This window comes from Chelatococcus sp. YT9 (assembly GCF_018398315.1).
In the GTDB taxonomy this organism is placed as follows: domain Bacteria; phylum Pseudomonadota; class Alphaproteobacteria; order Rhizobiales; family Beijerinckiaceae; genus Chelatococcus.
Genome location: NZ_JAHBRW010000001.1, coordinates 3,052,113 through 3,075,484, shown reverse-complemented (window position 1 = coordinate 3,075,484; position 23,372 = coordinate 3,052,113). Strand labels below are relative to the sequence as shown.

The following is a 23,372-nucleotide window of genomic DNA, read 5'->3' as shown; positions in this document are numbered from 1 at the left end:
CATCCGCCTAGGGCGACCGGGGAACCTACTCTCTGCCGACATCCTGATCCGGTGATCAGCGCATGGAACGGACCGGTTCGCGGCATCGTTCTTGGCGGCTGCGGTTTAGTTCCTTCCCCGGCATAGCCAGCCAACAATGAAGCCAATGAGTCCTACAGTGAGAAGGCTGCCCATCGGCTGCTCTTCCACACGACGGCTGATTGCGTGAACTCCCTCGTCATAATAGGCGCGCCCAGCGTCGGCGACATCTGCCACACGCTCTTTTGCCACGCCATAGGCATGTTGGGTGGCGCCGGCAACTTGATCGACAATGCCGTCGGTCCGAACGCGATTGTTGCCGATCGCCTCCCCAACAGCCTCCTTTGCTCGACCTCCAAGTTCGGTGACGGTACCCTTGACTTCGTCTCTATTCATCCTCGCCTCCTTGATCAGGATGGTTGCTAAACGCCGAAATGGCCTAATGGTTCGCACAGGCTGCGACGCGGAGTTGGAGAGCTTGAGCGCCGGACCCTGCCTCATTTCGGGGAACACCAGCGCCCTGCGCGCACGCGCGCCCCGGGCGCGCCACGGAAACTTTGGAAATTCTGAGGAGTTTTCACCGGTCTAGACAAGCACACCTTATTGCAACGCATAACGGATAGTTCGGTGACAGGTTCTCAGGGCTATGGCTTGCCGTTGGTGCCGAGGCACCGCAAGGCTGCGATGCTGTGAGCCCTGAGGGCCAGAGCCCTCGATCGCCTCCGCCCCTCGGAAATGGCGATCGAGGGCGGGCTCATCACCCAGCGAGCCGGCGCTCTATCACCCCGCTTCATTCAGGGCTCCATCTTGTCCACCGCGTTGCTCCGCAGGGACATGATCTCGTCGCATTCCGAGATAGGATTGGTGCCGCTCGCCTTCCCCCCAGGGCGGGCTACCCCGGCCGCCCTTTCTCCCCCCATCTTTTCGGGCGGTCGGGGACCACCCCGCTTCTGAATGAAGAAAGCGCCACGGTGCCGCAGGCCGGCATGGACGTGCACCTCGGGCCTGCCGACATCAGCCTATTTTGGACGCTCGCTTCTCAGAACGGATTGATGTAGTTCAGAATGGCGATCTGGCGCAGGAGCACCTGTCGTATGATATGAGCGGGCTTGACGTGGCTGGTGAATATCGCCGCGTCGCCTGTCGCCCCAGCTGGCAACGATGCAGCGAAGGCTTGGTCATCCAGCCGCACACGAACCACGAAGGGAGAGGACTGGATGGCGACGGGCGCGACCGCCGTACCAGAGACCTGCGTCTGGCCTGTCGCAATCGCTTGCAAAACGCTCTCGACCTTGCCTGTGTAGATCTGACCTGGAGCAAATTTGAAGGTCATCTCGACGGGCTGCCCCGGCTCGATATAGCGCGCGTCGATCTGATTGATCTCAACGCCGATAATTGTGTCCGACGTATCGATGAACGCCATCACCGGCGAGAGGGGCAGATTGCTGACGCGCGCTCCCTTGCGCAGGGCCACGTTGGTCACATAGCCGTCGGCCGGCGCGCGGACGGAGGTTTTCTCCAGATTCCACTCAGCGCCCACACGCTGCGCTTTAAGCTGATCGACCTCCGCCTGCCGCTGCTCGACGTCGAAAGCCCGGCCCGTGCCACGGGCCTGCAACTGTGCCATTTCGGCGAGGCGGGTCTCTTGGAGCTTAAGCTGTGCCGATAAGGCATCGAGCTGCGCCCGGAAGGGGACGGGATCAATCTGAAATAATAGATCACCGGCCTTGAGCGGCTGGTTGGCCTGAACAGGAACCTCGACGACCTCCCCCGCAACCTCGGGAACAATAGCGACCGATTGACGAACCACCAATGCCGGCCCCTGCGGCGCGCCCCAGTTCATCGGTATGAACAGCCCGATGAGCAGTAGCAAGAACACAATAACCGGCGAGACTTTCCAGAACATATTAAAAGGTACGATCCTCAATTTTACCAAAATAAAAAGCAGAGCAAGATAGGTATTGAGGAGGACAACAATCATCGCGTGACCTCCGGCTCGGCGGAAGGCTGATTGGCTTTGGTGGGCATGTCGAGATAAGCCCAGATCAACACGATGGGCCAGAATACGAAGCCGAAGAAGAGCGTGACCCAGCCACCAACCGTCACCGCCTCAGCCCAGGGATGATTACGCCTCTTCGCAATCATTCCCGGCAGCATCGCCATGAAGATGACCACGAAGGCTGAACTTGCGACCAGAACTATGAGGACGATCCACGCGAAGATATCTAGCCCACTCATCGCGATTACCTCCTGTTGTAATCCCTGCAGGTGGGAAACAATGCTTCTCGCCGCTCGTCACGACGACGAAGAATGCTCTGTCTGCTGGCGAGGAGCAACACGGAAACCGTCTGTGATTGAGTTCGGCGGCGGATCCCGAGCCTTCTGGTCAGAAACCTTCTCGCCGCGCGCATTATCCACGGCTTCACAAATCAGTCAGCCGCAATCCCATTGCCGGCCCTCATTCTCACGCGCTGAGAACGTTGGACTTGCGCCAGCGCGCATATCGTAATAAACGGAGTTACATGAAAAGAGACAGCCGCCTTTCCTCGGTCCTGCACGCCCTCCTGCACATGGCCGCCCACGGTAAACCGATGACCTCGGAGACCCTTGCGGCATGCATGGGGGCCAATCCGGTCGTGGTCCGACGCACCATGGCCGGATTGCGGGAAGCGGGGTTCGTGCGCTCGGAAAAAGGACATAACGGCGGTTGGACGATCGCCTGCGATCTCAACGCCGTGTCTCTGCGTGATATTCACCAAGCGCTTGGCGAGCCTGCAATCTTCGCCATCGGCAACCGCAACGAAATGCCGGAATGCCTCGTCGAGCAGTCCGTGAACGCCGCACTGGATGACGCTTTCACGGCGGCCGAAGACCTCCTGATGCAGCGGTTCGGAAGCGTGACGCTCGCCGCATTGGCCGAGGACTTCTCGCATCGTCTCGCCGCGCGCCGACAGAACAAGGAACTTCCTCATGTCATATGATGTCATTGTGGTGGGTGGCAGCTATGCCGGAATGGCCGCCGCGCTGCAGGTCGCTCGCGCTCGGCGCAAGATCATGGTGATCGACGCAGGCGTTCGTCGTAATCGCTTCGCGGCCCACTCCCATGGCTTCCTGGGGCAGGACGGGGTGGCCCCGGCGGAGATTGTTGCTGCAGCCCGCCAGCAACTCGTTGCTTATCCGAACCTCGTGTGGACGGAGGGACAGGCTGAACGTGCCGCAATAGACAGCCATGGCTTCACTGTCGTGATGCAAGACGGGACCGAACATCGCTCCCTCCGACTGGTGCTGGCGCTCGGCGTGACGGACAGCTTGCCCGAGATTCCAGGCTTACAGGAACGCTGGGGAAAAAGCGTTTTCCATTGCCCCTACTGCCACGGCTTTGAACTTAATGGCGGGCCACTTGGCGTGCTGGCTGTCGGCGATATTTCGATGCACCAGGCAATATTGATCCCCGAGTGGGGCCAGACGACACTGCTCACCAATGGCACCTTCGAGCCAAGCCCCGCGCAGCTCGCGGAACTCGATCGCCGATCCGTCACCGTCGAGCGATCACCGGTCGTCCGCGTCACCGGGAATGCCGACGTCGAGCTTGCCGACGGTCGGGTGCTTTCGCTCGCCGGGCTCTTCACAGCCAGCCGAACACAGCCCTCGAGCTCCCTGGCGGAAGATCTTGGATGCGCCCTCGACGAGGGTCCATTGGGGCCATTTCTGCGCACGGATGCGATGAAAGCAACGAGCATTCCAGGCGTCTTCGCCTGCGGCGACGCGGCACGGGGAGCGGGATCGGTATCCCTTGCCGTTGGCGACGGCGCCCTCGCCGGCGCGGCCGTTCATAGGTCCCTGATCTTCGGATAGTCAAGGAATAGCCTGCCCCTTCTCGGCGCCTGCGCCGACGCATGGCGATAGGCCCCTCGCCGGCTTATGCTGTATAGGATGCAGCCGGCGAGACCCGGCGTGTAATCACCTTCTCAATCTCGAGCACGATCATCGTGACCACGCCGACAGCGATGATCAACAGGCCATCCCCGAAGGAGATCGGCGCGCTGTCAAACAGCTCATGCATGAAGGGCGTGTAGGTGAATGCAAACTGCGCAACGATAATCACCCCGATCGCTCCGAGCACAGGCGGCGTTCCCATCGCGCCGATTAAGCTGAACGAGGACATGTGCAGGTAGCGAACGTTGAAGAGATAAAAAATCTCCATCACGACGACCGTATTGACGACCATGGTACGGGCTTCCGCCTCGGTATACCCCCGCCCGAGAGCGTAGTAGAACACACCGAATACTCCCAACATGAAGAGAAATGACACGAATACGATCCGCCAGACCAGGAACTGAGACAGGATGGGGGCGCCCCGTTTGCGCGGCGGACGCCGCATCACGTTCGGCTCGGAAGGCTCAAAGGCGAGGACCAAGCCGAGCGTTACAGTCAGGATCATGTTGATCCAGAGAATCTGCACCGGTGTCATCGGCAAGGCGAGGCCGAAAATGATCGCGAGAACCACGCAGAGTGTCTCGCCGCCATTGGTGGGAAGCGTCCAGCCAATGACCTTGCGGATGTTGTCATAGACCGTGCGGCCCTCGTGAACGGCCGCTACGATCGAGGCAAAATTGTCGTCGAGGAGCACCATCTGCGCCGCTTCCTTCGCAGCCTCGGTCCCCTTGCGGCCCATGGCAACTCCGACATCCGACTGCTTCAGCGCCGGCGCATCATTCACGCCATCGCCTGTCATGGCAACGATATGCTCGTTGGCCTGGAGCGCACGCACGATCCTGAGCTTGTGCTCCGGCGTGGTGCGCGCGAAGACGCTGACTTCCTCCGCGACCGTGCGAAGCTCCTCATCCGAGAGGGAATCGAGGGCGGCGCCCTCGATGGCTTTGGGATCGTCGGCCAGGGCGAGCTGGCGAGCGATGGCGGCGGCCGTGCCGCTGTGATCGCCGGTGATCATCTTGACCGCGATACCGGCACGCCGGCACTCGGCCACCGCCGCAATTGCCTCCTCGCGCGGCGGATCGATGAAGCCGACGATGCCAAGAAAGGTCAGCCCGGAGTTGACGGTCTCGAAGGTCATTCTGTCAACGTCGGCGGGCGGGACCATCGTTGCAAAGCCGAGAACCCGCTCGCCAGCGGCAGCAGCGGCATCAATGCGCCGTTGCCAATAGGCGAGGTCGACAGAACGGCTGTCGCCCGGACCGGCTTGATCGATGCACATCGCAAGTACGCGTTCGGGTGCACCCTTCACAAAAATGCAGCGTTCCCCGTCCGGCCCCGTATGCAGGGTCGCCATGAACCGATGCTGTGCATCGAAGGGAATCTCATCCAGCCTCGTCCAGGTCTCGCGGCTTGTCTCCGCGTGAAGGCCCGCCTTGGCGGCGAGGGTCACCAAGGCCCCCTCCATCGGATCGCCGAGAACGGACCATTGCCCGCCCTGCTCGACAAGCCTGGCGTCGTTGCAGAGGAGAGCGGCGAGGATCAAGGCGTCGCGCGCGCTGTCCGGCATGGCGTCTCCACCATCCGCAGACGTGAGGCGCCCCTCCGGCGCATATCCGCTCCCGGACAGTTCCGTCACCCCCTGCGCCGTGGCCACGCGTTGAACCGTCATCTGGTTCTTGGTCAGCGTCCCCGTCTTATCGGAACAGATCACCGAGGTCGCACCCAAGGTCTCGACCGCCGGCAACCGGCGGACGACGGCGTGGCGCGCCGCCATCCGGCGTACCCCGATGGCCAAGGTGATAGTGATCACGGCCGGCAGGCCCTCCGGCACTACGCCGACAGCGAGTGCAACGACGACCATCAACGCCTCGACCCAGTCATAGCTGCGCGCCAGGACGGCGAAGGCAAACAGCGCCGTTGCGATGCCGATGGCAAACCATGTGAATTGCTTGCTGAACTCATTGATCTGGCGCAACAGGGGGGTCGTCAGCGTCTCGACCCTGCCGATGAGATCGGAGATCCGACCGATCTCCGTCCGGCCGCCTGTTGCCACGGCGATGCCAAAGCCTTGCCCCGTCGTCACGAGCGTGCCCGAATGCAACATTGCGAACCGATCGCCCAACGGCGCATCCTGGGAAACAATTCCCTCCCGCTTCTCGGCTGGCACGGATTCGCCTGTCAGGATCGCCTCATCAGCGGTTAATCCGCGCGCACGCAAAAGCCTGATGTCGGCTGGTACCTTGTCACCCGCTTCAAGGACGACGACATCTCCTGGCACGATATCCCGCGCGTCGATGGTATGACGCTCGCCCTCGCGCACGACGGTCGCATGCGGCGCAATCATGTCGCGGATCGCATCGAGCGCCCGCTCGGCGCGTCCTTCCTGCACGAACCCGACCACCGCGTTGACCAACACGACGATCACGATTACGGCGCCATCAACAACATGGCCCAGCAGTGCCGCAGCAATGGCAGCACTGAGCAAGAAATAGATCAGCGCATTGTTGAACTGGGCCACAAAACGGACGATCGGGTGGGTTCGGGCAGCTGTCGGCAGCTGATTTGGGCCGTAAATCTTGCGACGGCGTCTGGCCTCGTGGTGATCGAGACCATCGGCGGTGGTGCGAAGCGAAGCGCAAGTCTCTTCGGCTGTTTTTGTGTACCAGCTCTCGGGCACCGCTCCGGCTTCGATCCCTTCATCGGACCTCCCCTCATTGGCGACCGCCGCGTCCACCCACTTCGCCGCCATGACCTCTCCTTTTCAGCTTCGCCAATCTGTTCGTCAGTACACAGGCACGCGGCGTGCACATTGCTATACGTTCCCAGGAAGATAGCCACGACGGGCATCCACGGATGTTGACATACATCAACGGAAAATCGCGATTATGTCAGTGCGCTCCTGCAGAATAGCGGCCGGGACGCGAAAGGGGCCGGTTTACTGAGCTTCTTCTATCGATCGGCGGCTCGGCCAAATTCATCTGCTCGCCAAGCCAAGGTCCCTGGTCCAGACGGCAATGACGATGCGAGCCGCCCTACTCTCGTCATATTGCGGCACTTCACACGGAGTACTTCCTTGCGAAGTGCGCGCTCTCGATTGGCGGGCTGGAGGCTGCCAGCTCGAGGGCGCGCTCAAGCAGCCCCAAGTGGGAGCACATGGAGCGTCGCGAACTCTATTCTGACGGCCTAGCGATGGCTAAACCGATGACAGACGAAAGGCGCCACGATGGAGGGCGTTGTCAGCGCCGCGCTCGCAACATCATGCCGAAGCTGATGAAGCCCACGCCTTGGAAGATAAGATCAATCGCGAGAATAGCTCCCAGCAGAACGAGACTGTTGCCGGGCCAAGCAGCGTAGACAAGAATGCCCACGGCGAGCGTAAGAACACCGGTCGCGACAATCCAGCCCCAGCCGCTCTCCGGGCGTGCGGCAAATCCGACCCAAATGCGGAAGATGCCCGCGACCACCAGCATAACAGCAAGCAGCAATGTCAGCGCGGCCGACGCTAGCAGGGGATTATAAAAGGCAATCACGCCAGCAAGTGCATAGAACGCCCCGCTGAGAAGCCAATAGAAGAAGCGCCCCCAGGTCTTGACCTGGAACGCGTGCACAATCTCCACGATACCCCCGATCAGCATCATCGCGCCGATATAGAAGATCGTTGCGACCGTCGCGAGGAAGAGATTGGCAAGTGCGATGACACCGAGCAGGATCAATCCTGCGCCGAGTGCAACAAACCAGCCCCATTTACTACGAACTTCCCCGATGGCAGCACCAAGAGAGGGGGAAGCTCCTGCATGTCCAGCCTGTGTCATAGGTCACCCTCACAGTAGACCGGCAATTGTGCCAAAGTAATTATATCTCAAACGACCGACGGCTGAAACCTCGGCTCAAGCGGAGTAATGACACGGCGGATTGAGTTCCGGCAGGTCCATCCGCTCGCCGTGTCGCGTAATGCCCGTCATATCCCCACGCATCCGCGAGAGACGGTCGGCCAACATTCTTGCCTTCTCGGGCGTCCAACCGGGGCTCTCGCCGTCGGCGAACAGCGACCGCTCGAGTTCCGCGGTGGCTGAGGTCAATCGGGGTTGAGCCCCGTGTGGCAATCTCTGTCGCCAGATGGAAAGAGCCTGATAAATCCTGGCCGGATCATTGCCGCGGCATGCGTGCATCAAATCCCGGAACGCCTTGGTCTCTGATTCGGCGAAACGGCGTCTCCTCGCGCCAAGCCACGCGCGCAGCCGCCCTATGCCAGCGACGAGCAAAGCAGCCACTATCAGCAGGCCGCCGCCGAATACTGCGAGCTCAAGCCATGAACCCCGCTTGGTACCCGCGATATGGTCACCAATATTGTCCGCTGTCGTCTCCCCCGGGGCGGCGGCGATGGAGAGCGTTAGTCCGGCGCCGGTGGCGGTCTTCAGGCTCGCCGCATTCAGATCCCACCATGGCTGTTCGACAGCGGGCAAGGTGGCCGTGCCGGCCCGCTCGAAGACATAGGTGATGGTGTCGCTGCGATGTCCGGTGACCATGCCGCGGTTCATTCTGTCGTCGATCTGCGGCTCGGCCGGATAAACACGAACACCATCCGGCGGTGCCAGGTCGAGATCGCGCATTGCGAGGCCCGGCACGTCCGCGGCGGTGCGTGTGATCGTACGCCGGATCGCATCGCCCGCTTTGAAAGCGCTGCGAGGGTCGGGGGTCCATGTCTCGCTCAGGGTCAGTTCCCGCGTCGCGACAACTGGTCCCGAAGGGTCAACACCCGCCGGCACGACGCTTGTCGCGGACACGACCTGGCCCTGGGTAGAACCGCTGACATCGCCATTGCGGTCGAGCAGAACCACCTCCGCTGGTGGGATCGTGAGCGTCCCGCCCCTGCGCGCAAAGACGGCAAAGGTGAACCTCTGGCCCATGTACGATTCGCTCCCGATCCGCTCTGTGAGCGTCGTCCCCTGGCTCTCGAAGCGAAAGACCTGTGCGCCCTGAACTTCGGGAATGGTCACCCGTGGCGGCCTTGGCATCCCGTCGCGGAAGAGCACGTCCACGTTGAGCGCGATAGGCTGCCCAATAACGGCGCTATCCTGAGGATCGAGACTTGTGCGTACGATGACGGGCGGCGACGAGGCTGCATCCTGCGCGACCGTCCGGAGAGGCATCAGGAGCAGCCCCATGAGCAGGAGCATCCAAACGGGTCTCAAGGCCTGCTCCCCCCCGCCGCTCCGCCCTGCAATTGGTTGGCGAAGCGGGCGCGCAGGAAATCGGCAGGCTTCGTGGCAACACGCCTGAGCCAGAGCGCACGAACCTGCTCGTCGCTCATCGCCGTTGCGCTAACCTCGGTCTCCTGGCCCGCTGTATTCCTGGCGTCCTTGTCGTAGACGATCTGATCGGCCCCCTCACGCTGGTCACCGGCATCACCGCCGGGTGCCTTCATGCGTTCCTCCCGCAGCGCCGCCAGATGGCGATTGGCGACCGCGTCGGCCCAGCCAGGGCGTAAGGCGAGAGCACGATCGTAGCGGGCCACAGCCTCGTGGTAGCGCCCCAGCATGACGAGAGCGTTGCCTTGGTCGTATGCGGCCTCCGCCGACTCGAGGCCGACGAAGACCTGTTCGGCCTCCTTGAAGCGTCCAGCCCGCATCAAGGCGGCGCCGCGCCACATTGGATCAATGAACACCTCGGCCGCATCGCCGTAACGTTTCTGCTCAAAGAGCCAGCGCCCCCGCTGGTCCGGACTGGCCCAGAGCGCCGGCCAGCCAACCATTGCCCAGGCTATGGCGAGCGCAAGGAGGCCAGCCGCCACGGCACAGACGATCGCATGTCGAGCGACGGCAGCGAGAGGTTGCGCGATCGTTCTCATGGGAGCACCCAGCCACGCCGGAACCAGCCAAGGGCAAGCAAGGCGATGATCGGTGTCAGCCAAAAGCCGGCCTCCTGCCATCCCTGCCCCTCGCCTGGCGGAGGATAGGCATCGCCTCGCGCCTTGAGGGAACGAGCCAGTGCCTCCACGTCGCCGTTGTCCAGCGTGAGCGTGACAAAGTCCGCACCAAGGGTCGCAGCGGCGGCCTTCAGATCGGGCGCTGCGTCCGCGCGCTCGGGCGGCAGCATCGCAAACAGCGTGACAGGGGGCGTACCCGCCACCGGGGCCACGGTGGGCGCTGCGTCGGCAAAGACGACGATCGATCCTCCCTCCTTGCCGTCGGCGAGGACCCGAGCCGCCAACGCCAGGGCTTCGCCCAGCGCGTCTCCCTCGCGTGGCATGATGGCGGGCGCCAGAGCGTCGGCCATGCTGAGAACAACATCCCCATCCGCGGTCGGGGGCAGTACGAGATGGGCGGAACCTGCATAGGCGACGAGACCGGTCGGCGCGCCTTCGCGCAGTTTCATGAGATCGGCCATCTTTTGGCGAGCCCGGTCCAGCCGTGACGGCTGCAGGTCGGACACGAGCATCGAGGGCGTCACCTTCAGAACGAACAGGGCCGGCCGGGCTGCAGCTGCGAAGGGTGACGGCACCTGCCGCCAGGTGGGACCAGCAACGGCGAGGATCCCACAGACCCAGCCCAGGAGGAGGAGTAAACCGGGACCAATCCTGCGCCTCCCCTCGCCACCAACTGTCAGGTGGCGCAGGAGGTCCGGATCGATAACGGCCCGCCAACGAGCCGTCGTGTCTCCACTCCGCCATGCCGTCCAGCCCAGAATGGCGGCTGGCACAAGAAGGGTGAGCCACCATGGCCGGAGGAAATGAAAATCTGCGAAGACGCCCGTCATGAGCGCTCTCCCGCAGCGGCCCGCCACCCCGCCCAAGGCGGGAATCGCAGTGCTTGCACGAGCATTGAGAAGAGGGTCAGCGCCGCCAGGGGCAGCCAGAAGAGATCGATCTTCGGCTGGAAGACCACCGTTTCGACCTTGCGTGTTTCTACGGCGTCAAGCCGTGCATAGATACCGGCGAGCTCGGCGCGATCCAGCGCGCGGTAGTACGCGCCGCCGGTCGTGCGGGCGACATCTTGCAGCGCCGCCTCATCCAGCTTCTCCTCTCCCGCTGCGGTGGGATCGCCGATTGCCACCGTATGGATGACAATACCGCGGTCGGCGGCGACACGCGCGGCCTCGGCGGGCGGGACGCTGCTTGCCGTATCGTTGCCATCCGTCAGCGCGATCATGGTCTTCGCCGGCGCGGTCGATTTGGCAAAGAGATTGATGCCAAGCCCAATGGCATCGCCAAAGACCGTGCGTGGCCCGGCCATTCCGACCTGCATCTCCTGCAGAAGCCGGCGAACGAGATCAAGATCCGTGGAGAACGGAACAAGTGTGAAGGGCGCATTGCCAAAGACCACGATGCCGATCCGGTCTCCCTCCCGCCGTGCGAGGAAGTCATCAAGCACCAGCTTGACCGCGGACAGGCGATTGATCTTCGCGCCTGTCGGATCCGTGAAGTCCGTCGTGTCCATCGAGCCTGAGAGGTCGACGAGCAACAACATGTCCCGGGCGGGCTTGTCACGATGGATGGGAGGCTCGATCCACTGCGGCCGCATCATGGCAACGAGCGCAAGACACCAGCACAGGACGAGCGCTGTGGTGCGCCAAAATCCCCGACGCCCTACGCTCACTCCCGGCAAGGGCGAAGCTCCGGTCAACGCGGCCAGCTTCCCGAAAAAGGGAACGCGCAGGCCAGGGCGGCGCTGCGTCCAGGGCGGCATGAGCGCATAGATGGCGAGCGGGGCCGGCAGGAGCAGCGCTACCCATGGATAGGCGAAGCTCAGCATCGCGCTTCTCCGCCTGCGCCACCACGGTGGTGGTAGTTGACCCAGCGCTCCGCGGCAGTTGCTATTGCGACGCCATCGCTGCGAACCGGCGCGCCGCAGGAGAGCGCGACGAAGTCGCGGCCGGCCTCCGTGCTGAACGCTTCCATGCGGCCCGTGTGGTCGAGAAAGCGCAGCCATTTCTCCCCCGTCAGCGCTGCAACGTTCTCCCGCGGAAAGGCGACGAGCGCAGCCCGCTTCAGGACCGCAGATATCGCCTGCGCGCGCGGAGCATCCACGGCCGGCCCGATTGCCCGCAGTTCGCGCAAGGCTGCGCGCCGGTAGGCATTATGCCGATAGCGCGCGATCATGCGTGCAACAAGGATCACAAGGCAGGCCAGCAGGACCATCGCCAGGATCCACCAGCCCGACGTGGGTGGCCAGTAAGAGATCGGCGACGGCGTGACGATGTCGCGCAAATTGGCGAGAGCAGCTGGATCCGTTGTGGGATTCATCGCTGCGCCCTTACACCTGCTCGTCCAGGTGCGAGCCGCTGTCCAAGTTGCTCACGCAATTGGCCGCTCACATCGGTGGCCGTCGAGAGGGACAGCACCGGAATGGCGCGCCGTCGGGAGAAATGCTCGATCTGGCTGCGGCGATCCGCAAAGTCTGTCGAAAAGCGCGCTCTCAGCCCAGCCGCGCTGGTGTTGACCTCAATCTGCTCTGTGCCCTCGGCGACGACTGCGCGGCCAACCGCCGGCAACGTGCTCTCAAGCGGGTCCGACACGAAGATCATGAGCACATCGTTATTGGCGGTCAATTCGGTAATGCGTTTTACCGTTTCTGCGTCAGCCCCCGCCGCGTCGGTGATGAGGCAAACCAGCGTGTCGTGCTTCGCAAAGCTTGCGGCGCGCTTCAGGGCCTCGTTGAGCAGGCCTGGATCGGATGGCCGCTGGTCCGTGGCGGAAAGCGCCGTGTTATGGCGGACGAGCGGACCGAGAATGCGCATCACGCCCTCATTGCGACCTTGGGGACGGACTTCCGCGACCCCATTCTCGGAAAAGATGATCGCTCCCACCCGATCGCCCAGCGCGGTGACACGCCAGGCCGCAAGCACGGCCGCCTCCGCCGCGGTGACAGATTTCATGGCCCTTCGGGAACCAAAGAACATGGATAGCCTCTGATCCACCAGCAGGAGAACGCTACGGTCCCTCTCCTCGGTAAAAACGCGCACATAGGGACTCGCCAACCGCGCTGTGGCGGACCAATCGATGGTGCGCGTGTCGTCGCCTTCCGCATAGTGGCGCAATTCCTCGAAATCGAGGCCGCGCCCACGCAAGCGCGAGGCGTGCCGGCCGGCGAGGAGGCTGTACACGGGTTGGCGCGGCAGGAAGCTGAAGCCTTTGGCTTGGTGGCGCAGGCGCAGCAGCGCATCGAGCGTCACATAGACCCGAGCCTCGTCCATGCGGGTCTTCCCGACCATCACCGTCTCCGCAGCGCTCCTCACACGGCAACCGCCACCTGTCGCACCAGTTCGTCGATCACATCATCCGCTCGCACGCCGTCGGCACTCGCCTCGTAACTGAGGGAAATGCGGTGGCGCAGGCAGTCGTGCACGATCGCCTGCACATCCTCTGGCACCACATAATCGCGCCCTTGCAGCCAGGCGTAGACGCGCGAAGACCGGTCCAGAGCGAGCGTGCCGCGCGGGCTCGCGCCGATCGCGATCCAGCCCTTGAGCTTGTCGCCGTATTCCGCCGGCCGGCGCGTCGCCGCGATCAGGGCAACCATGTAGCTCTCGACAGCGTCCACCGTCTTGACGGCATCGATCTCCCGGCGCGCACCGAAAACCGCCTCCTGCGGAAGTTTAGGCGGCGGCCCCGCGCTCGTTCCTGCCTGTTCGTCCCGCACCAGCCGCAGGACCTTGGCTTCGTCCGCATCACTTGGATAATCGATCCGCACATGCATCAGGAAGCGGTCCATCTGCGCCTCAGGCAAGGGATAGGTGCCCTCCTGCTCGATGGGGTTCTGCGTCGCCAGCACCATGAAGAGATCCGGCATAGCATAGCGAGTGCCGGACACCGTGACCTGTCGCTCCTCCATCGCCTCGAGAAGAGCCGACTGGACCTTGGCAGGCGCCCGGTTGATCTCGTCGGCCAGCACGAGATTGCCGAAGATCGGACCCTTGCGGAATTCGAAGCGCCCTGCCCCATCCGGGTCGGTACGATAGATTTCGCCGCCCGTTACGTCGGACGGCAAGAGGTCTGGCGTGAACTGAATCCGGCTGAATTCGGATTCGAGTGCCTGCGACAGGCTCTTGATGGCGCGGGTCTTGGCGAGGCCCGGCAAGCCCTCGATGAGAACATTACCGTTGGCGAGAAGCGCGATCACAAGCCGCTCGACGACACGTTCCTGGCCAATCACGGAGGCGTTGACGCGTCTTTGCAATTCCAGAACAACGTCGTGAGGCGTCATGCCGTCCCTCATTTCTGGAATGGATAGATGACCTTCCAGTCGTTCTTCATATCAACCACTGTCCAGCCGCGCCGCGGGGCCTCATCGAGTGCCTTGTCGAGACGGCCGACCTCTGATTGACGATCGTAGGCCCATTCACGCACCGAGTCGGTGTGATGGACAAGCAATCCAAAGCGCGGCCCGGTATTGAGCGTGGTCCACTGCAGCATTTGGAGATCCCCGTCGGAATTGCCGGCGGCAAAAACGGGGCGTCGGCCGATGAAACGATTGATCCCCACCGGCTTACCCGGTCCATCGTCGACGAACTCGACCGCCGGGAGCTTTTCGATGACTGGCTTGTCGTTGTTCAGCTTGAATATCGTCTTGCCGCTGGAGCCGACGATCTGCTCGGGAGGAATGCCATAAGTCGCAGGCACCCACGGCCGCATGAATTCGATGCCGCCGCCGGAGACGACAAAAGTCTTGAAGCCATTGGCCCGGAGATAGTTCAGCAGCTCCAGCATGGGCTGGAATACGAGTTCCGTATAGGGCCGGTCGAACCGTGGGTGCCGGGCGGTTGCCAGCCATTTGCGGACAATCGCGTCAAAGTCGGCGACGGACGTGCCCGAGTGGGTCAGTGCGACAATGTCAAGGAGGCCCTTCTCGCCAAGAGCGGCGAGAGCCGCCCGATCTCCCTCGATCACGGCCTTGAACGGCTGCGTATCGCGCAGGGCCGGATTCGTGGCAGCCATTTCCTTCACCCGATCCATGGCGAAGGCGACCTGGAAATACATGGGCTGCTCGGACCACAGCGTGCCGTCATTATCAAAGGTCGCGACACGTTCTTCGATAGGGACGAAGTCCGCGCCCCCCTCGGTCGTCACGCGGCGAACGAAATCAAGGATCGCTGACTTTGTCCTGCCATCATTCCAGGACGGCAAAGGATCTGTCTGGGCCACCGCCGGCAATGGCTCGAAAACACCAATCGCCGAGAACGTGAGAGCGAGGCCAAAGCCGAGCGCCACCAAGCCGCGCCTACTCCAACTCCGGACCGTTGTGACCATCGTTCAGCCCTCCCTCTCATCGGCACCCCACCGCCGCCTCATCATCCCGGCTGAGCCCGCCGCACACAGCGAAAGCCGACATGGCTGGTCGATGTATCGATCGGTTCGGCATGGCGTGCCGCCGGCCGATAACGCCGGCAATAATTTGGGGCACAAAGATGCGAACCGCCCTTCAACACCTTGCGTGGAATGGCGATATGCGGCTGTCGTGGGTCAAAGCTCGCCTCCCTGGCCCCGCCGCGCGGATTCACGGGCACGCAGCAGGCTTTCGGCGCGTCGTCCGGGTGGCGGCTCGACCACCAGTCGGCGGTCCATTCCCAGACATTGCCGATCATGTCGTAAAGCCCGTAACCGTTCGGCGGGAAGCTTCTGACTGGGGAGGTGCGATCGTAGCCGTCAGTCACCAGATTTTCGAAGGGAAACTGGCCCTGCCAGGTATTCGCCATCTGGCGCTCGCCTGGATTGAACTCATCCCCCCAAGCGAATTCGGCACCGTCGAGACCGCCCCGGGCGGCGTACTCCCATTCGGCTTCGGTGGGCAGTTCCTTGCCCACCCATCGCGCATAGGCTTCCGCATCCCGGTAAGCGACATGGACGACGGGATGATCATCCATTCCGCTGATGGAACTCCCAGGCCCATAGGGTTTGCGCCAATTGGCGCGGAAACGGAAGCGCCACCATTGGCCCCAGTCACGAAGATCGACTGGATGGTCCGGAGGCGTGAAGACGAGGGAGCCGGCTTTCAGCATCTCGGGCAGAGCGCCTGGGTAATCTTTCGGATCGGGGCGGATCTCGGCAAAGGTGACATAGCCCGTGGCCTCGACGAAAGCGCGGAACTGCGCATTGGTCACGGGCGTCTCGTCGATGAAGAAACCGTCGACGGTCACGCTATGCGCGGGACGCTCCTCCGCATAGTGATGGTCGGATCCCATGCGGAAGGTCCCGCCTTCGATCCAGATCATCGAGGTGTCGGGTACAGTTGGCTTCGCTGTCGTATGCCTCTGCCGATGGGATAGCTTGCTCACGGCGCCGCTCCCTGCAATGGCCATGACATCGCCGGCACTTTCAGTTCCCCGCGGTGATCGGCAGGGAGACTGTGAAGAACCCCACCGTCCCCTCCTGGCGGTTCTTCACGTTGAATTCCCGGAAAACCTTCACGCGGGTGGATATGGGCGTCTTGCCCGCCTCGAAGTTGTAGGCCACCGTGCCGCCAAGCGCCGTCACCCGCCCTTCATAGCCGCCGAGTGTCGCGCCGGCGCCGCTATCGCCGGACACCTGCTGATAATGATAGCCCACAAGGCCCACGGACAGTTCTTTTGTGAGCGTCTTGGTAGCCGCCCACTCGACGTGGAATTCAGTGCCCGTGCGATAATCGGTGGCAGGGTTCTCGCCGTTGAACGTGAAGCCGGCGGTCGCGGACAGGTCGACGCCGAGCTCGGGGTCGAGCCAGGTCAGCGCTCCGGAAAGATCTGCCGCCCAGCGGTTGAATGCCAGGTTGGCAAGCCCGCCCTCGCGATAGTCGCCGATCGGTACGTTGACCAACAATGTCGTGTTCCAGTGGAATTTGCCGGAGTGCCAGCCAAGGACCGCCGACGCAACCGGATCCCCAAACATCTCGGCCCTATCGCGCAATGTCCTGCCGACGCTGCCGCCGAGACGGGGGCCCGCGAGCTCGATGCCCGCTGTCGCTCCAACCCGACCAAACGGAACAATAGCTCCGAGCGCAATATTTCCGCCGAGCACCTGCCAGGGCGTCACCCAGGTGGCGGTCACGAAGTCGGCGCGCGCTTGCCCCTTTACGTTGGCGACGACGCGCCCGCCGGACGGGAAAGACCTTCCGCCGCCGATGGTGCCATCATAAAAGTATATATCATTCTGGAGGTAAAATCCCGGCGGGGGCACATAGCCGGCCATCGGCCCCCGGCTGCCGAGCAGGTAGAAGCCGATGCCGTTCTCGGCCGCCTCAGCCGGACCTAGCGCCGATGCCGCGAGGCAACAGCCGACCACCGCCGCGAGATGCCGCCGCCTGAGGTTTCGTGCCTGAAAGCCATGCGACTGCTTGCTCATAGTGGGCCTGTTTCTTTCACCAGCGGACCAGCGGTACGCGGGGCCTCACCAGCCATATTTCCCGGTTGAACGCCGCAGGGTTGGGGTGCGTCGACAGTATCCTTCCAGATCTGGCCGAAGGAGAAACGGGCCGCAATCAGCACCTGCGGGTAGGGGTTGGTGGTTGTCAGGAACCCGCCGGAGCTGTCATGCGGCTCAGCCCACCTCCCCTCCGATCGGCTTTCGGGAAGATCGGCACGGCCCTTCTCGCCAGCTACATCCACAGCCCGATCACGCTGCATTGCTCAGTCCACCCTCCGATGCGCAATGGAAGAATCGCGAACGTTCTCGTAAAGCGAATTTATAGGCGGGTTATACTATCCGTCCAGATATGCTGTTTGCACGAACCGTCTCCCCAAGGGGACAGCAATAGATGGTCTTTCTCTGAAAATGCTTTTGAGCGTTATAAAGTTGGGGCGCATCCGCTGTTTGGCTGGTGCGGTCTGACCTTGACCCGACCATGTGAAAAATACACGCGCTGCAGACGTAGATAAAGCCGTTATAACAGATCATTACTGCGCAATGGCCTGGACCCGTTCGGACTGGGTGACCGAGGCAGAGCGGCCGGCGGGTTCGACCGCATGGCCTCACCGCGCGGATCAATACGTTCCAGCGCGTCGGCTGCGGCGGAATGGCCTTTCATGCGGCGCTCTGGGTCCAAGCGCCACTCCAGCCTTCAGCCGTTCCGGGCAATTCGTGTCAGCATGCGAACCGTGGCGAGCACCGCAACTGCCGACAAGGCGGTCGCGACAGCGAATAGAGTGCCATAGCCGAACAGATCCGCGAGCTTGCCCGAAATGAGCGAGCCGAGCATGTAGACGATCAGTTGCGCACAGGCGAGGATCGTGAAGTCTGTTCCAGGCTGCTCCTTGGACGTAACCGACATGAAGAGACTGTAGAGCGCGACGATCTCCATATAGCGGATCAGCGTCTGAAAGCCCGCGGCACCGAACAGCGGCCAGATGCCGGCTACCATTCCGAGCGCATGCAACATGAAGAGCGCGAAGCACACAGTTCGCAGCCCACCGAGAAGGCCGAGGGTGAGGGCCGTGCCGCAACGCGTCACAAGCCAAGCCGCGATGGCGGAGCCTGCAAGCCCCGCGGTTGCCGCCGAGGCTCCCGAGATATAGCCGATCTGGTCGAGGGGCACACCGGCATCGACGAGATAGGGACCCTCCATGGCCTTCACGAGGCCCTCACTCACGCGGTAGATGAGGGCGACCCAGAGGATATCGCGAACGTCGCGGCGACGCAGGAAGCGCATGATCGACGGGCGAGGTCCGGGGTCTGCCAGTCTCTCCTCGTCCTCGCGCATGGCGAAGGCAGCGAAAAGCGGCAGGACGGAAAAGCCGACGATGGTCAGCAACATACCTTGCCAACCCACATGGTGGTACAGGACGAGACCAAGCGTGCCGCCGATCAGAACGCCGAAAGCTACAGCTCCACCCTGAATGGCGTTGCCAACCGCGCGGTCCTCCGGCGGCAGATATTTGGCCGCATACCCATCCGTGGCGATATCCTGGGTCGAGATCAGGAGCGACGCAACGACACCGACCGCGATGATGCCGAGCACGTGGGTTGGCCCGAGCGGCAGCAGCGCGAGAATGCAGGCGATCACGCTCAGTTGAGTCATGATCACCCAGCCTGACCTATGGGCGCGGGCGAAAGGACGAATGCGATCGACCACCGGCGCCCAGAGGAATTTCAACACCAGCGGCAAGAACAGCAGGCTCATGTAGCCGATGGCGCTGCGCGAGACGCCTGCCTCGCGCATGATCGGCGGCAGCGCTGCCACGATGAGGTAGGATGGGATGGACTGGGCGAGATAAAGCCCGGCGAGCACGACAAACAGCCGGTGACGGCCCGACGCACGTCTCCCGCCACGCGCAGAGCGCCCGGAGCGGGTTTCGGCCGCATCGCTGGCGAGATTGCTCATCCGCTCCCCCCAACGACCAACGGGTCGAGATGGCGCGCAAGAAACAGCCGCGCCTCGGCCTCGTCCTCGAACACCTCAAGGGGTATCGACCACAGCCGCCGAAAGGTCGTGGCCATCTTCTCACTCGCGCCAGGCCGCACCAAGGCGATCGCTTGGCAAAGGCTGTTGAAGTGGCTGCGGGTGGCCTTGAACCACAAGGCCTGTTCGCGTTCAGCGGCCTGCGACAGCCTGGCGCTGCCGCCGAACACCGCAAGCAAGGCGAACCGCTGCGCGTGACGCCCGACCCGACCGAGCGCGTCCAGATAAAGACGCTCATCCTCTGCCGCATAGGGTGGGAGGAAGTGAAGGCTGATCAGCGCCCCATCCTGTTCGATCCGGACCATCAGAATGTCTGCTTGTAGCCCAGGGAGACACTGCGCCCCAGCGAATAGGTGGGCAGGTTGCGAACGGACGTCGCCGTCGGATTCTGCAAGGTCGCGTCAAACACGTTGTCGACCGCGATGAAAGCTTCGCCGCCATCGGCCACCGGTGCCGTAAGCGCTACATTCATGGTCGCTCCAGACTTTATCTTGTATCGCGCGCCCGACAAATCGATGCGCTGATCGCGCCCGGAGTAAGCCTGCCCTTCGATCCGCATGGAAATGCCGTTCTCAAAGCGATAGTTGGCATAAACCGACCCGCTGTAGGGTGTCGCGATGCGATTGTTGGGCAGCCAGCTGTCCAGTCGGCCATCATCGTTGCTGTCATAGCGGCCTTCTCGATAACCGAACATGCCGCCAAGCGTCAGCTCGTCCGAAACCGCATATTCGCCGATGAATTCCGCGCCCCAGATGATCTCTTTCTGTTGGGAGATCTTGTTGCTCGTCGGATCGAAGGTCACGCCTTCCTTCGAGGTACTGACGAAACCGGCGAGACTGCCCTTGAAGCGTCCCACGGAGCCGCGGATTCCGAGCTCGTAGTTGTTGACGATCTGCGCTTCGGGCCCGATCGACGCATAGGACACCACCGCGCGGGATGCGGGGAGGCAATTCGGCTGCGCCACAGGGCAGGCAAAGGCGGTCGCCAAGCCGGCACGGCGCGTATAGGAGCCGACATCCGGCAACGCGAAGCCTTGCGAGAAGCCGCCATAGAGCTCTGACGTGTCGGTGAGCTTGTATGTGGCGCCGAGATTAAAGGTGGGTGAGGCGTAGTCGAAATCCCCGCCGGTGACGCGGATCTCCGGCAGCACATAGGCCTGGTACCCGGCGGGTGTTCGCGCTGCCACACCAATATAGGCGGCTGGCCGCATGAAGTCGTCGACGCCGAGCGCGAAATACTCGTAACGCATGCCTCCGCGCACCATGAGTCTGTCTGTCAGCGGCACCTGGAGCAATCCAAAGGCTGCGGTCGTCGTCTGGCGCAGAGGCGTGAACACGTCCTGGCCGCTCGTTAGGGTCTGCCACGTCTTCTCGTGGATCAGGTCGGCACCCCACGTCAGCTTGGCGCCGTTCCAGATCTGATCGAGAGGCGTATCGATGGTGAGATTGACGCCGCCGCGGTTGGAATAGAGCACAGTTTGATTATAAGGACTCGTCGGTCTGTTCGGATCGAACGAGTAGTAGACCGGGGAATTATACGGAAAAGCGAATTCTGTGTAATTAAAGCGCTTCTTCACATCGTTATAGAAGCCCAGAACACTCAGGCTACCTAGCGCGAAGGCGGAGTCGGTGTAGCGAAGCGAGGCCGACTTGGTGTCTTCCAGAACACTTTGACCGGCATAGGGCATAAGATAATTCGGTCGGGCAAAGGGTTGCGAATAATTAGTCATGTAGCGCGGTTGCTGGTTGAGGTAATAGTAGCTCGTCGACAGCTCAACGCGCTTGCTGCCATCGAAGTCATACCCCAACTTGCCAAGAAAGTTGGCGCTGCCGAAACGGTCGCCGCCACCCTGGCCGAGCATGGCATCAGAAGGAAGCTCGCGCCCCGCCCCGTCGAAGGTCGCGCGTGCGAACCGTCCGGTGCCGACGACGACATAATCGATGCCGCTCTCGGCTTTGCCCGAGGCGCTGACCGACATCTCGGGCACAATGGACCTGCCGATATCGGCGGTAAGGGCGCGCAGGATATTGCTGACGACAAAACGGGGGCGGCCGGGCTCTGCCTTCTTGGTGATGAAATTCACCGTGCCGCCCGTCGCACCGGCACCATAGAGACTAGAAGCGCCTGCGACGAGCTCGGCGCGATCAACCGCGTTGAGATCGATCAGCGAGAGGATACGGGAGACATCACGCAACGGCGTGTTAAGCGGAACACCATCCACCAGGACCAGAAGATCGCGCCCGCGATAGGTTTCAGAAGCGCCGGAGATCGTCTGGTTCGACACCGAAAATCCCGGAGCCACGCGCGCGAGCAGAGCCGATGCGCCCCCACCCTCCTTCAGCTGCTCCTCAACTTGGCTGCGATCGATCACCTGTATGGACTGAGGGCTGTCGGCAAGGGACCGCTCCGCGCGAAATCCCGTGACGACGATCGGATCAAGCTCAACGACGTCGTCCGAAGACTGCTGCGCCAGAGCGGGAGAGACGGCGGCCGCAACGATCGCGGCTGATGACAAAAATCTACGCATGATGCGCTCGCTGGCCCCCAGTATTCATCAATCGGCGCGGAGCGTACCGGATATCCCCCGCGCTTATTCGGCACTCTTGTAGAACTGAACCTCAGTTTTTAATTTTTCTAAACTCAGGTTCGCATAGATCTATTGAGAAAAATCTGCGCGCGTTCCGTGAAGTAATCTAGAATGTTATTTGCATGATAAGGATGCAGGTTTCTTGGACAGGTGCGAAGTGCCAAACGGACTGAGACGCAATGCGGCCTCGGTGGCTGGCGATGTGACCCGGCGGAGACAGACGCCGGCATCGCTGAAGACCAAGCCGGTCTGGTTCATCGAAAAAGGGGCGTCACGGCTCGACATCGACCTGCGCGTCACAGGCAAGTCAGCACGCTATGCCGAGATTGACGCTGCTCATCCCGCCCCTTTTCAGGCCCGCGCGCTCCTGAAGCTTGAGCCCGACATGGGCCTTGTCTCGTTGTTTGCGCCAGCGCCGGGGATTGAACACGCCATGAACGCCGTCTTCGGACCAGAAATGGCGGTGTTGCTGCGCCCTGCCGAGGGGATCCTGGTCACACGCAACGGCGGTCGCCATGCGATCGTCGGAGCGCGGGAAGCGGTGCTGATCACGGACAAGGCGCAGAGCACGTTGCTGATGACCCGCGTCAGCCGGCTCGACTGTTTTGTGATGCCGCTCGATGGCGTGGGTGAACGCGCGCGAGAAGCCGCGGCCGCGATGCGCGTATTCAGCGCGGAGGACGATGCGCTACAGATGCTCGGCAACTATGGCGCTGCGCTGATGCGTGGCCTGATGCCGATACACACAGCCGAGCTGCGCGAGCATGTCCTCTCGTTCATGTGCAATCTGGTCAACATCATGTCTAGGGAACATGACGGTGCGCTGGCGCGGGGCCTCGTCCACAGGCCCGACGACCGCATGCGCGCCATCAAATCCGACATTGAAGCCCGCCTGACTGACCGCTCCCTCAGCGCGCGCCAAGTAGCGGACAAGCACGCCATCAGTCTGCGCTATCTCCAGATGTTGTTCGAGGACGAGAAAACCACCTTCTCTGAATTCGTGCTGCAACGCCGGCTCGAGCGAGCAATGCGCATGCTCCAGACAACGGAGCGTACGGCCCGCCCGATCAGCGAAATCGCATTCGCCGTCGGCTTCGGCGATTTGTCCTATTTCAACCGCACCTTCCGGCGGCGCTTCGGCACTTCGCCAAGGGATGCGCGCGCCAGCCACCGCGCGGTCGCCTCGGCTTTAGGCGCCTCGCCTCGCCATACCGCCGAATAGTGTAGTCACGCCATATACGCGTGCCATCGATCAGGAAAGCGCCGCGCTAAGAGCTACTGCCCTCGGACCAAAGGCGCGCCATCAGCCGGATGGGGACGAGCCCAACAGCGCCATTGACGTTTCCGATCATATAGCATTAACACTACGCCGCCGAAGCGTGGCGTGGCTTTTGCCAGATCTGGCCTGGGCCAGACTGAAGTGGCCGCCTCTGCTTCATTTTGGCACCGATCCCCGGCCCAGTCCT

General features: G+C 62.4%; 22 protein-coding genes. 3 read left to right on the top strand and 19 right to left on the bottom strand.

Annotated elements, in window-relative coordinates; all coding sequences use genetic code 11:
• Positions 1 to 105 precede the first annotated feature (105 nt).
• The 3 genes from KIO76_RS14120 to KIO76_RS14110 all read right to left on the bottom strand — a co-directional run bounded on the left by KIO76_RS14120 (position 106) and on the right by KIO76_RS14110 (position 2,256).
• Positions 106 to 414 carry a CsbD family protein gene (locus KIO76_RS14120; RefSeq protein ID WP_213323862.1) on the bottom strand — a complete coding sequence of 103 codons (309 nt, stop codon included), beginning with the start codon at positions 412 to 414 and terminating at the stop codon, positions 106 to 108.
• Positions 415 to 1,057: 643 nt separating this feature from the next.
• Complete coding sequence (locus KIO76_RS14115; protein ID WP_213323861.1) at positions 1,058 to 1,999, bottom strand: HlyD family secretion protein; 942 nt, start codon at positions 1,997 to 1,999, stop codon at positions 1,058 to 1,060.
• Positions 1,996 to 2,256, bottom strand: a complete 261-nt coding sequence (locus KIO76_RS14110) for a DUF3302 domain-containing protein (RefSeq protein ID WP_213323860.1) — start codon at positions 2,254 to 2,256, stop codon at positions 1,996 to 1,998. The genes KIO76_RS14115 and KIO76_RS14110 overlap by 4 nt, the downstream gene beginning before the upstream one ends.
• Before the next feature lie 284 nt (positions 2,257 to 2,540).
• Here KIO76_RS14110 and KIO76_RS14105 point away from each other — a divergent pair, with 284 nt between their 5' ends.
• Together KIO76_RS14105 and KIO76_RS14100 are read left to right on the top strand one after the other, a co-directional pair.
• The gene (locus KIO76_RS14105; protein WP_213323859.1) at positions 2,541 to 2,999 is read left to right on the top strand and encodes an Rrf2 family transcriptional regulator; all 459 of its coding nucleotides are present in this window, start codon (positions 2,541 to 2,543) and stop codon (positions 2,997 to 2,999) included.
• Positions 2,989 to 3,873, top strand: a complete 885-nt coding sequence (locus tag KIO76_RS14100; protein WP_213323858.1) for an NAD(P)/FAD-dependent oxidoreductase — start codon at positions 2,989 to 2,991, stop codon at positions 3,871 to 3,873. The genes KIO76_RS14105 and KIO76_RS14100 overlap by 11 nt, the downstream gene beginning before the upstream one ends.
• Before the next feature lie 64 nt (positions 3,874 to 3,937).
• Here KIO76_RS14100 and KIO76_RS14095 read toward each other — a convergent pair whose 3' ends face one another.
• The 16 genes from KIO76_RS14095 to KIO76_RS14020 form a co-directional block, all read right to left on the bottom strand.
• Positions 3,938 to 6,703 (bottom strand): cation-transporting P-type ATPase, encoded by a 2,766-nt coding sequence (locus KIO76_RS14095; protein ID WP_213323857.1) that lies wholly within the window; start codon positions 6,701 to 6,703, stop codon positions 3,938 to 3,940.
• A gap of 487 nt (positions 6,704 to 7,190) precedes the next feature.
• Positions 7,191 to 7,766 carry an HdeD family acid-resistance protein gene (locus KIO76_RS14090; protein ID WP_213323856.1) on the bottom strand — a complete coding sequence of 192 codons (576 nt, stop codon included), beginning with the start codon at positions 7,764 to 7,766 and terminating at the stop codon, positions 7,191 to 7,193.
• 75 nt (positions 7,767 to 7,841) lie between these two features.
• A complete protein-coding gene (locus KIO76_RS14085; protein WP_213323855.1) occupies positions 7,842 to 9,146 on the bottom strand; it encodes a BatD family protein in 1,305 nt (434 codons plus the stop codon).
• Positions 9,143 to 9,802, bottom strand: a complete 660-nt coding sequence (locus KIO76_RS14080; protein WP_213323854.1) for a tetratricopeptide repeat protein — start codon at positions 9,800 to 9,802, stop codon at positions 9,143 to 9,145. Before KIO76_RS14080 ends, KIO76_RS14085 begins: the two co-directional genes overlap by 4 nt.
• Entirely contained in the window at positions 9,799 to 10,710 is a 912-nt protein-coding gene (locus tag KIO76_RS14075) for a VWA domain-containing protein (RefSeq protein ID WP_213323853.1), read from the bottom strand. Before KIO76_RS14075 ends, KIO76_RS14080 begins: the two co-directional genes overlap by 4 nt.
• Positions 10,707 to 11,705, bottom strand: a complete 999-nt coding sequence (locus tag KIO76_RS14070; protein WP_213323852.1) for a VWA domain-containing protein — start codon at positions 11,703 to 11,705, stop codon at positions 10,707 to 10,709. The genes KIO76_RS14075 and KIO76_RS14070 overlap by 4 nt, the downstream gene beginning before the upstream one ends.
• The gene (locus tag KIO76_RS14065) at positions 11,699 to 12,196 is read right to left on the bottom strand and encodes a DUF4381 domain-containing protein (RefSeq protein ID WP_213323851.1); all 498 of its coding nucleotides are present in this window, start codon (positions 12,194 to 12,196) and stop codon (positions 11,699 to 11,701) included. Before KIO76_RS14065 ends, KIO76_RS14070 begins: the two co-directional genes overlap by 7 nt.
• On the bottom strand, positions 12,193 to 13,164 hold the full coding sequence (locus tag KIO76_RS14060; RefSeq protein WP_213323850.1) for a DUF58 domain-containing protein: 972 nt from the start codon (positions 13,162 to 13,164) through the stop codon (positions 12,193 to 12,195). The genes KIO76_RS14065 and KIO76_RS14060 overlap by 4 nt, the downstream gene beginning before the upstream one ends.
• A gap of 20 nt (positions 13,165 to 13,184) precedes the next feature.
• Positions 13,185 to 14,156, bottom strand: coding sequence for an AAA family ATPase (locus KIO76_RS14055; protein ID WP_213323849.1), 972 nt, complete (start codon positions 14,154 to 14,156; stop codon positions 13,185 to 13,187).
• A gap of 8 nt (positions 14,157 to 14,164) precedes the next feature.
• Positions 14,165 to 15,199: an HAD family hydrolase gene (locus KIO76_RS14050; protein WP_213323848.1), complete on the bottom strand. Its 1,035-nt coding sequence runs from the start codon at positions 15,197 to 15,199 to the stop codon at positions 14,165 to 14,167.
• Positions 15,200 to 15,240: 41 nt separating this feature from the next.
• A complete protein-coding gene (locus KIO76_RS14045) occupies positions 15,241 to 16,224 on the bottom strand; it encodes a formylglycine-generating enzyme family protein (protein ID WP_502761856.1) in 984 nt (327 codons plus the stop codon).
• A gap of 40 nt (positions 16,225 to 16,264) precedes the next feature.
• Complete coding sequence (locus KIO76_RS14040) at positions 16,265 to 17,266, bottom strand: SphA family protein (RefSeq protein WP_213323846.1); 1,002 nt, start codon at positions 17,264 to 17,266, stop codon at positions 16,265 to 16,267.
• Positions 17,263 to 17,547, bottom strand: coding sequence for a hypothetical protein (locus KIO76_RS14035; RefSeq protein ID WP_213323845.1), 285 nt, complete (start codon positions 17,545 to 17,547; stop codon positions 17,263 to 17,265). The genes KIO76_RS14040 and KIO76_RS14035 overlap by 4 nt, the downstream gene beginning before the upstream one ends.
• A gap of 434 nt (positions 17,548 to 17,981) precedes the next feature.
• Complete coding sequence (locus tag KIO76_RS14030) at positions 17,982 to 19,241, bottom strand: MFS transporter (RefSeq protein ID WP_213323844.1); 1,260 nt, start codon at positions 19,239 to 19,241, stop codon at positions 17,982 to 17,984.
• Positions 19,238 to 19,624, bottom strand: coding sequence for a hypothetical protein (locus tag KIO76_RS14025; protein ID WP_213323843.1), 387 nt, complete (start codon positions 19,622 to 19,624; stop codon positions 19,238 to 19,240). Before KIO76_RS14025 ends, KIO76_RS14030 begins: the two co-directional genes overlap by 4 nt.
• On the bottom strand, positions 19,624 to 21,846 hold the full coding sequence (locus KIO76_RS14020) for a TonB-dependent receptor (RefSeq protein WP_213323842.1): 2,223 nt from the start codon (positions 21,844 to 21,846) through the stop codon (positions 19,624 to 19,626). The genes KIO76_RS14025 and KIO76_RS14020 overlap by 1 nt, the downstream gene beginning before the upstream one ends.
• A gap of 202 nt (positions 21,847 to 22,048) precedes the next feature.
• On the opposite strand from KIO76_RS14020, the gene KIO76_RS14015 reads away from it, so the two are divergent.
• The gene (locus tag KIO76_RS14015) at positions 22,049 to 23,128 is read left to right on the top strand and encodes a helix-turn-helix transcriptional regulator (protein ID WP_213323841.1); all 1,080 of its coding nucleotides are present in this window, start codon (positions 22,049 to 22,051) and stop codon (positions 23,126 to 23,128) included.
• Positions 23,129 to 23,372 lie beyond the last annotated feature (244 nt).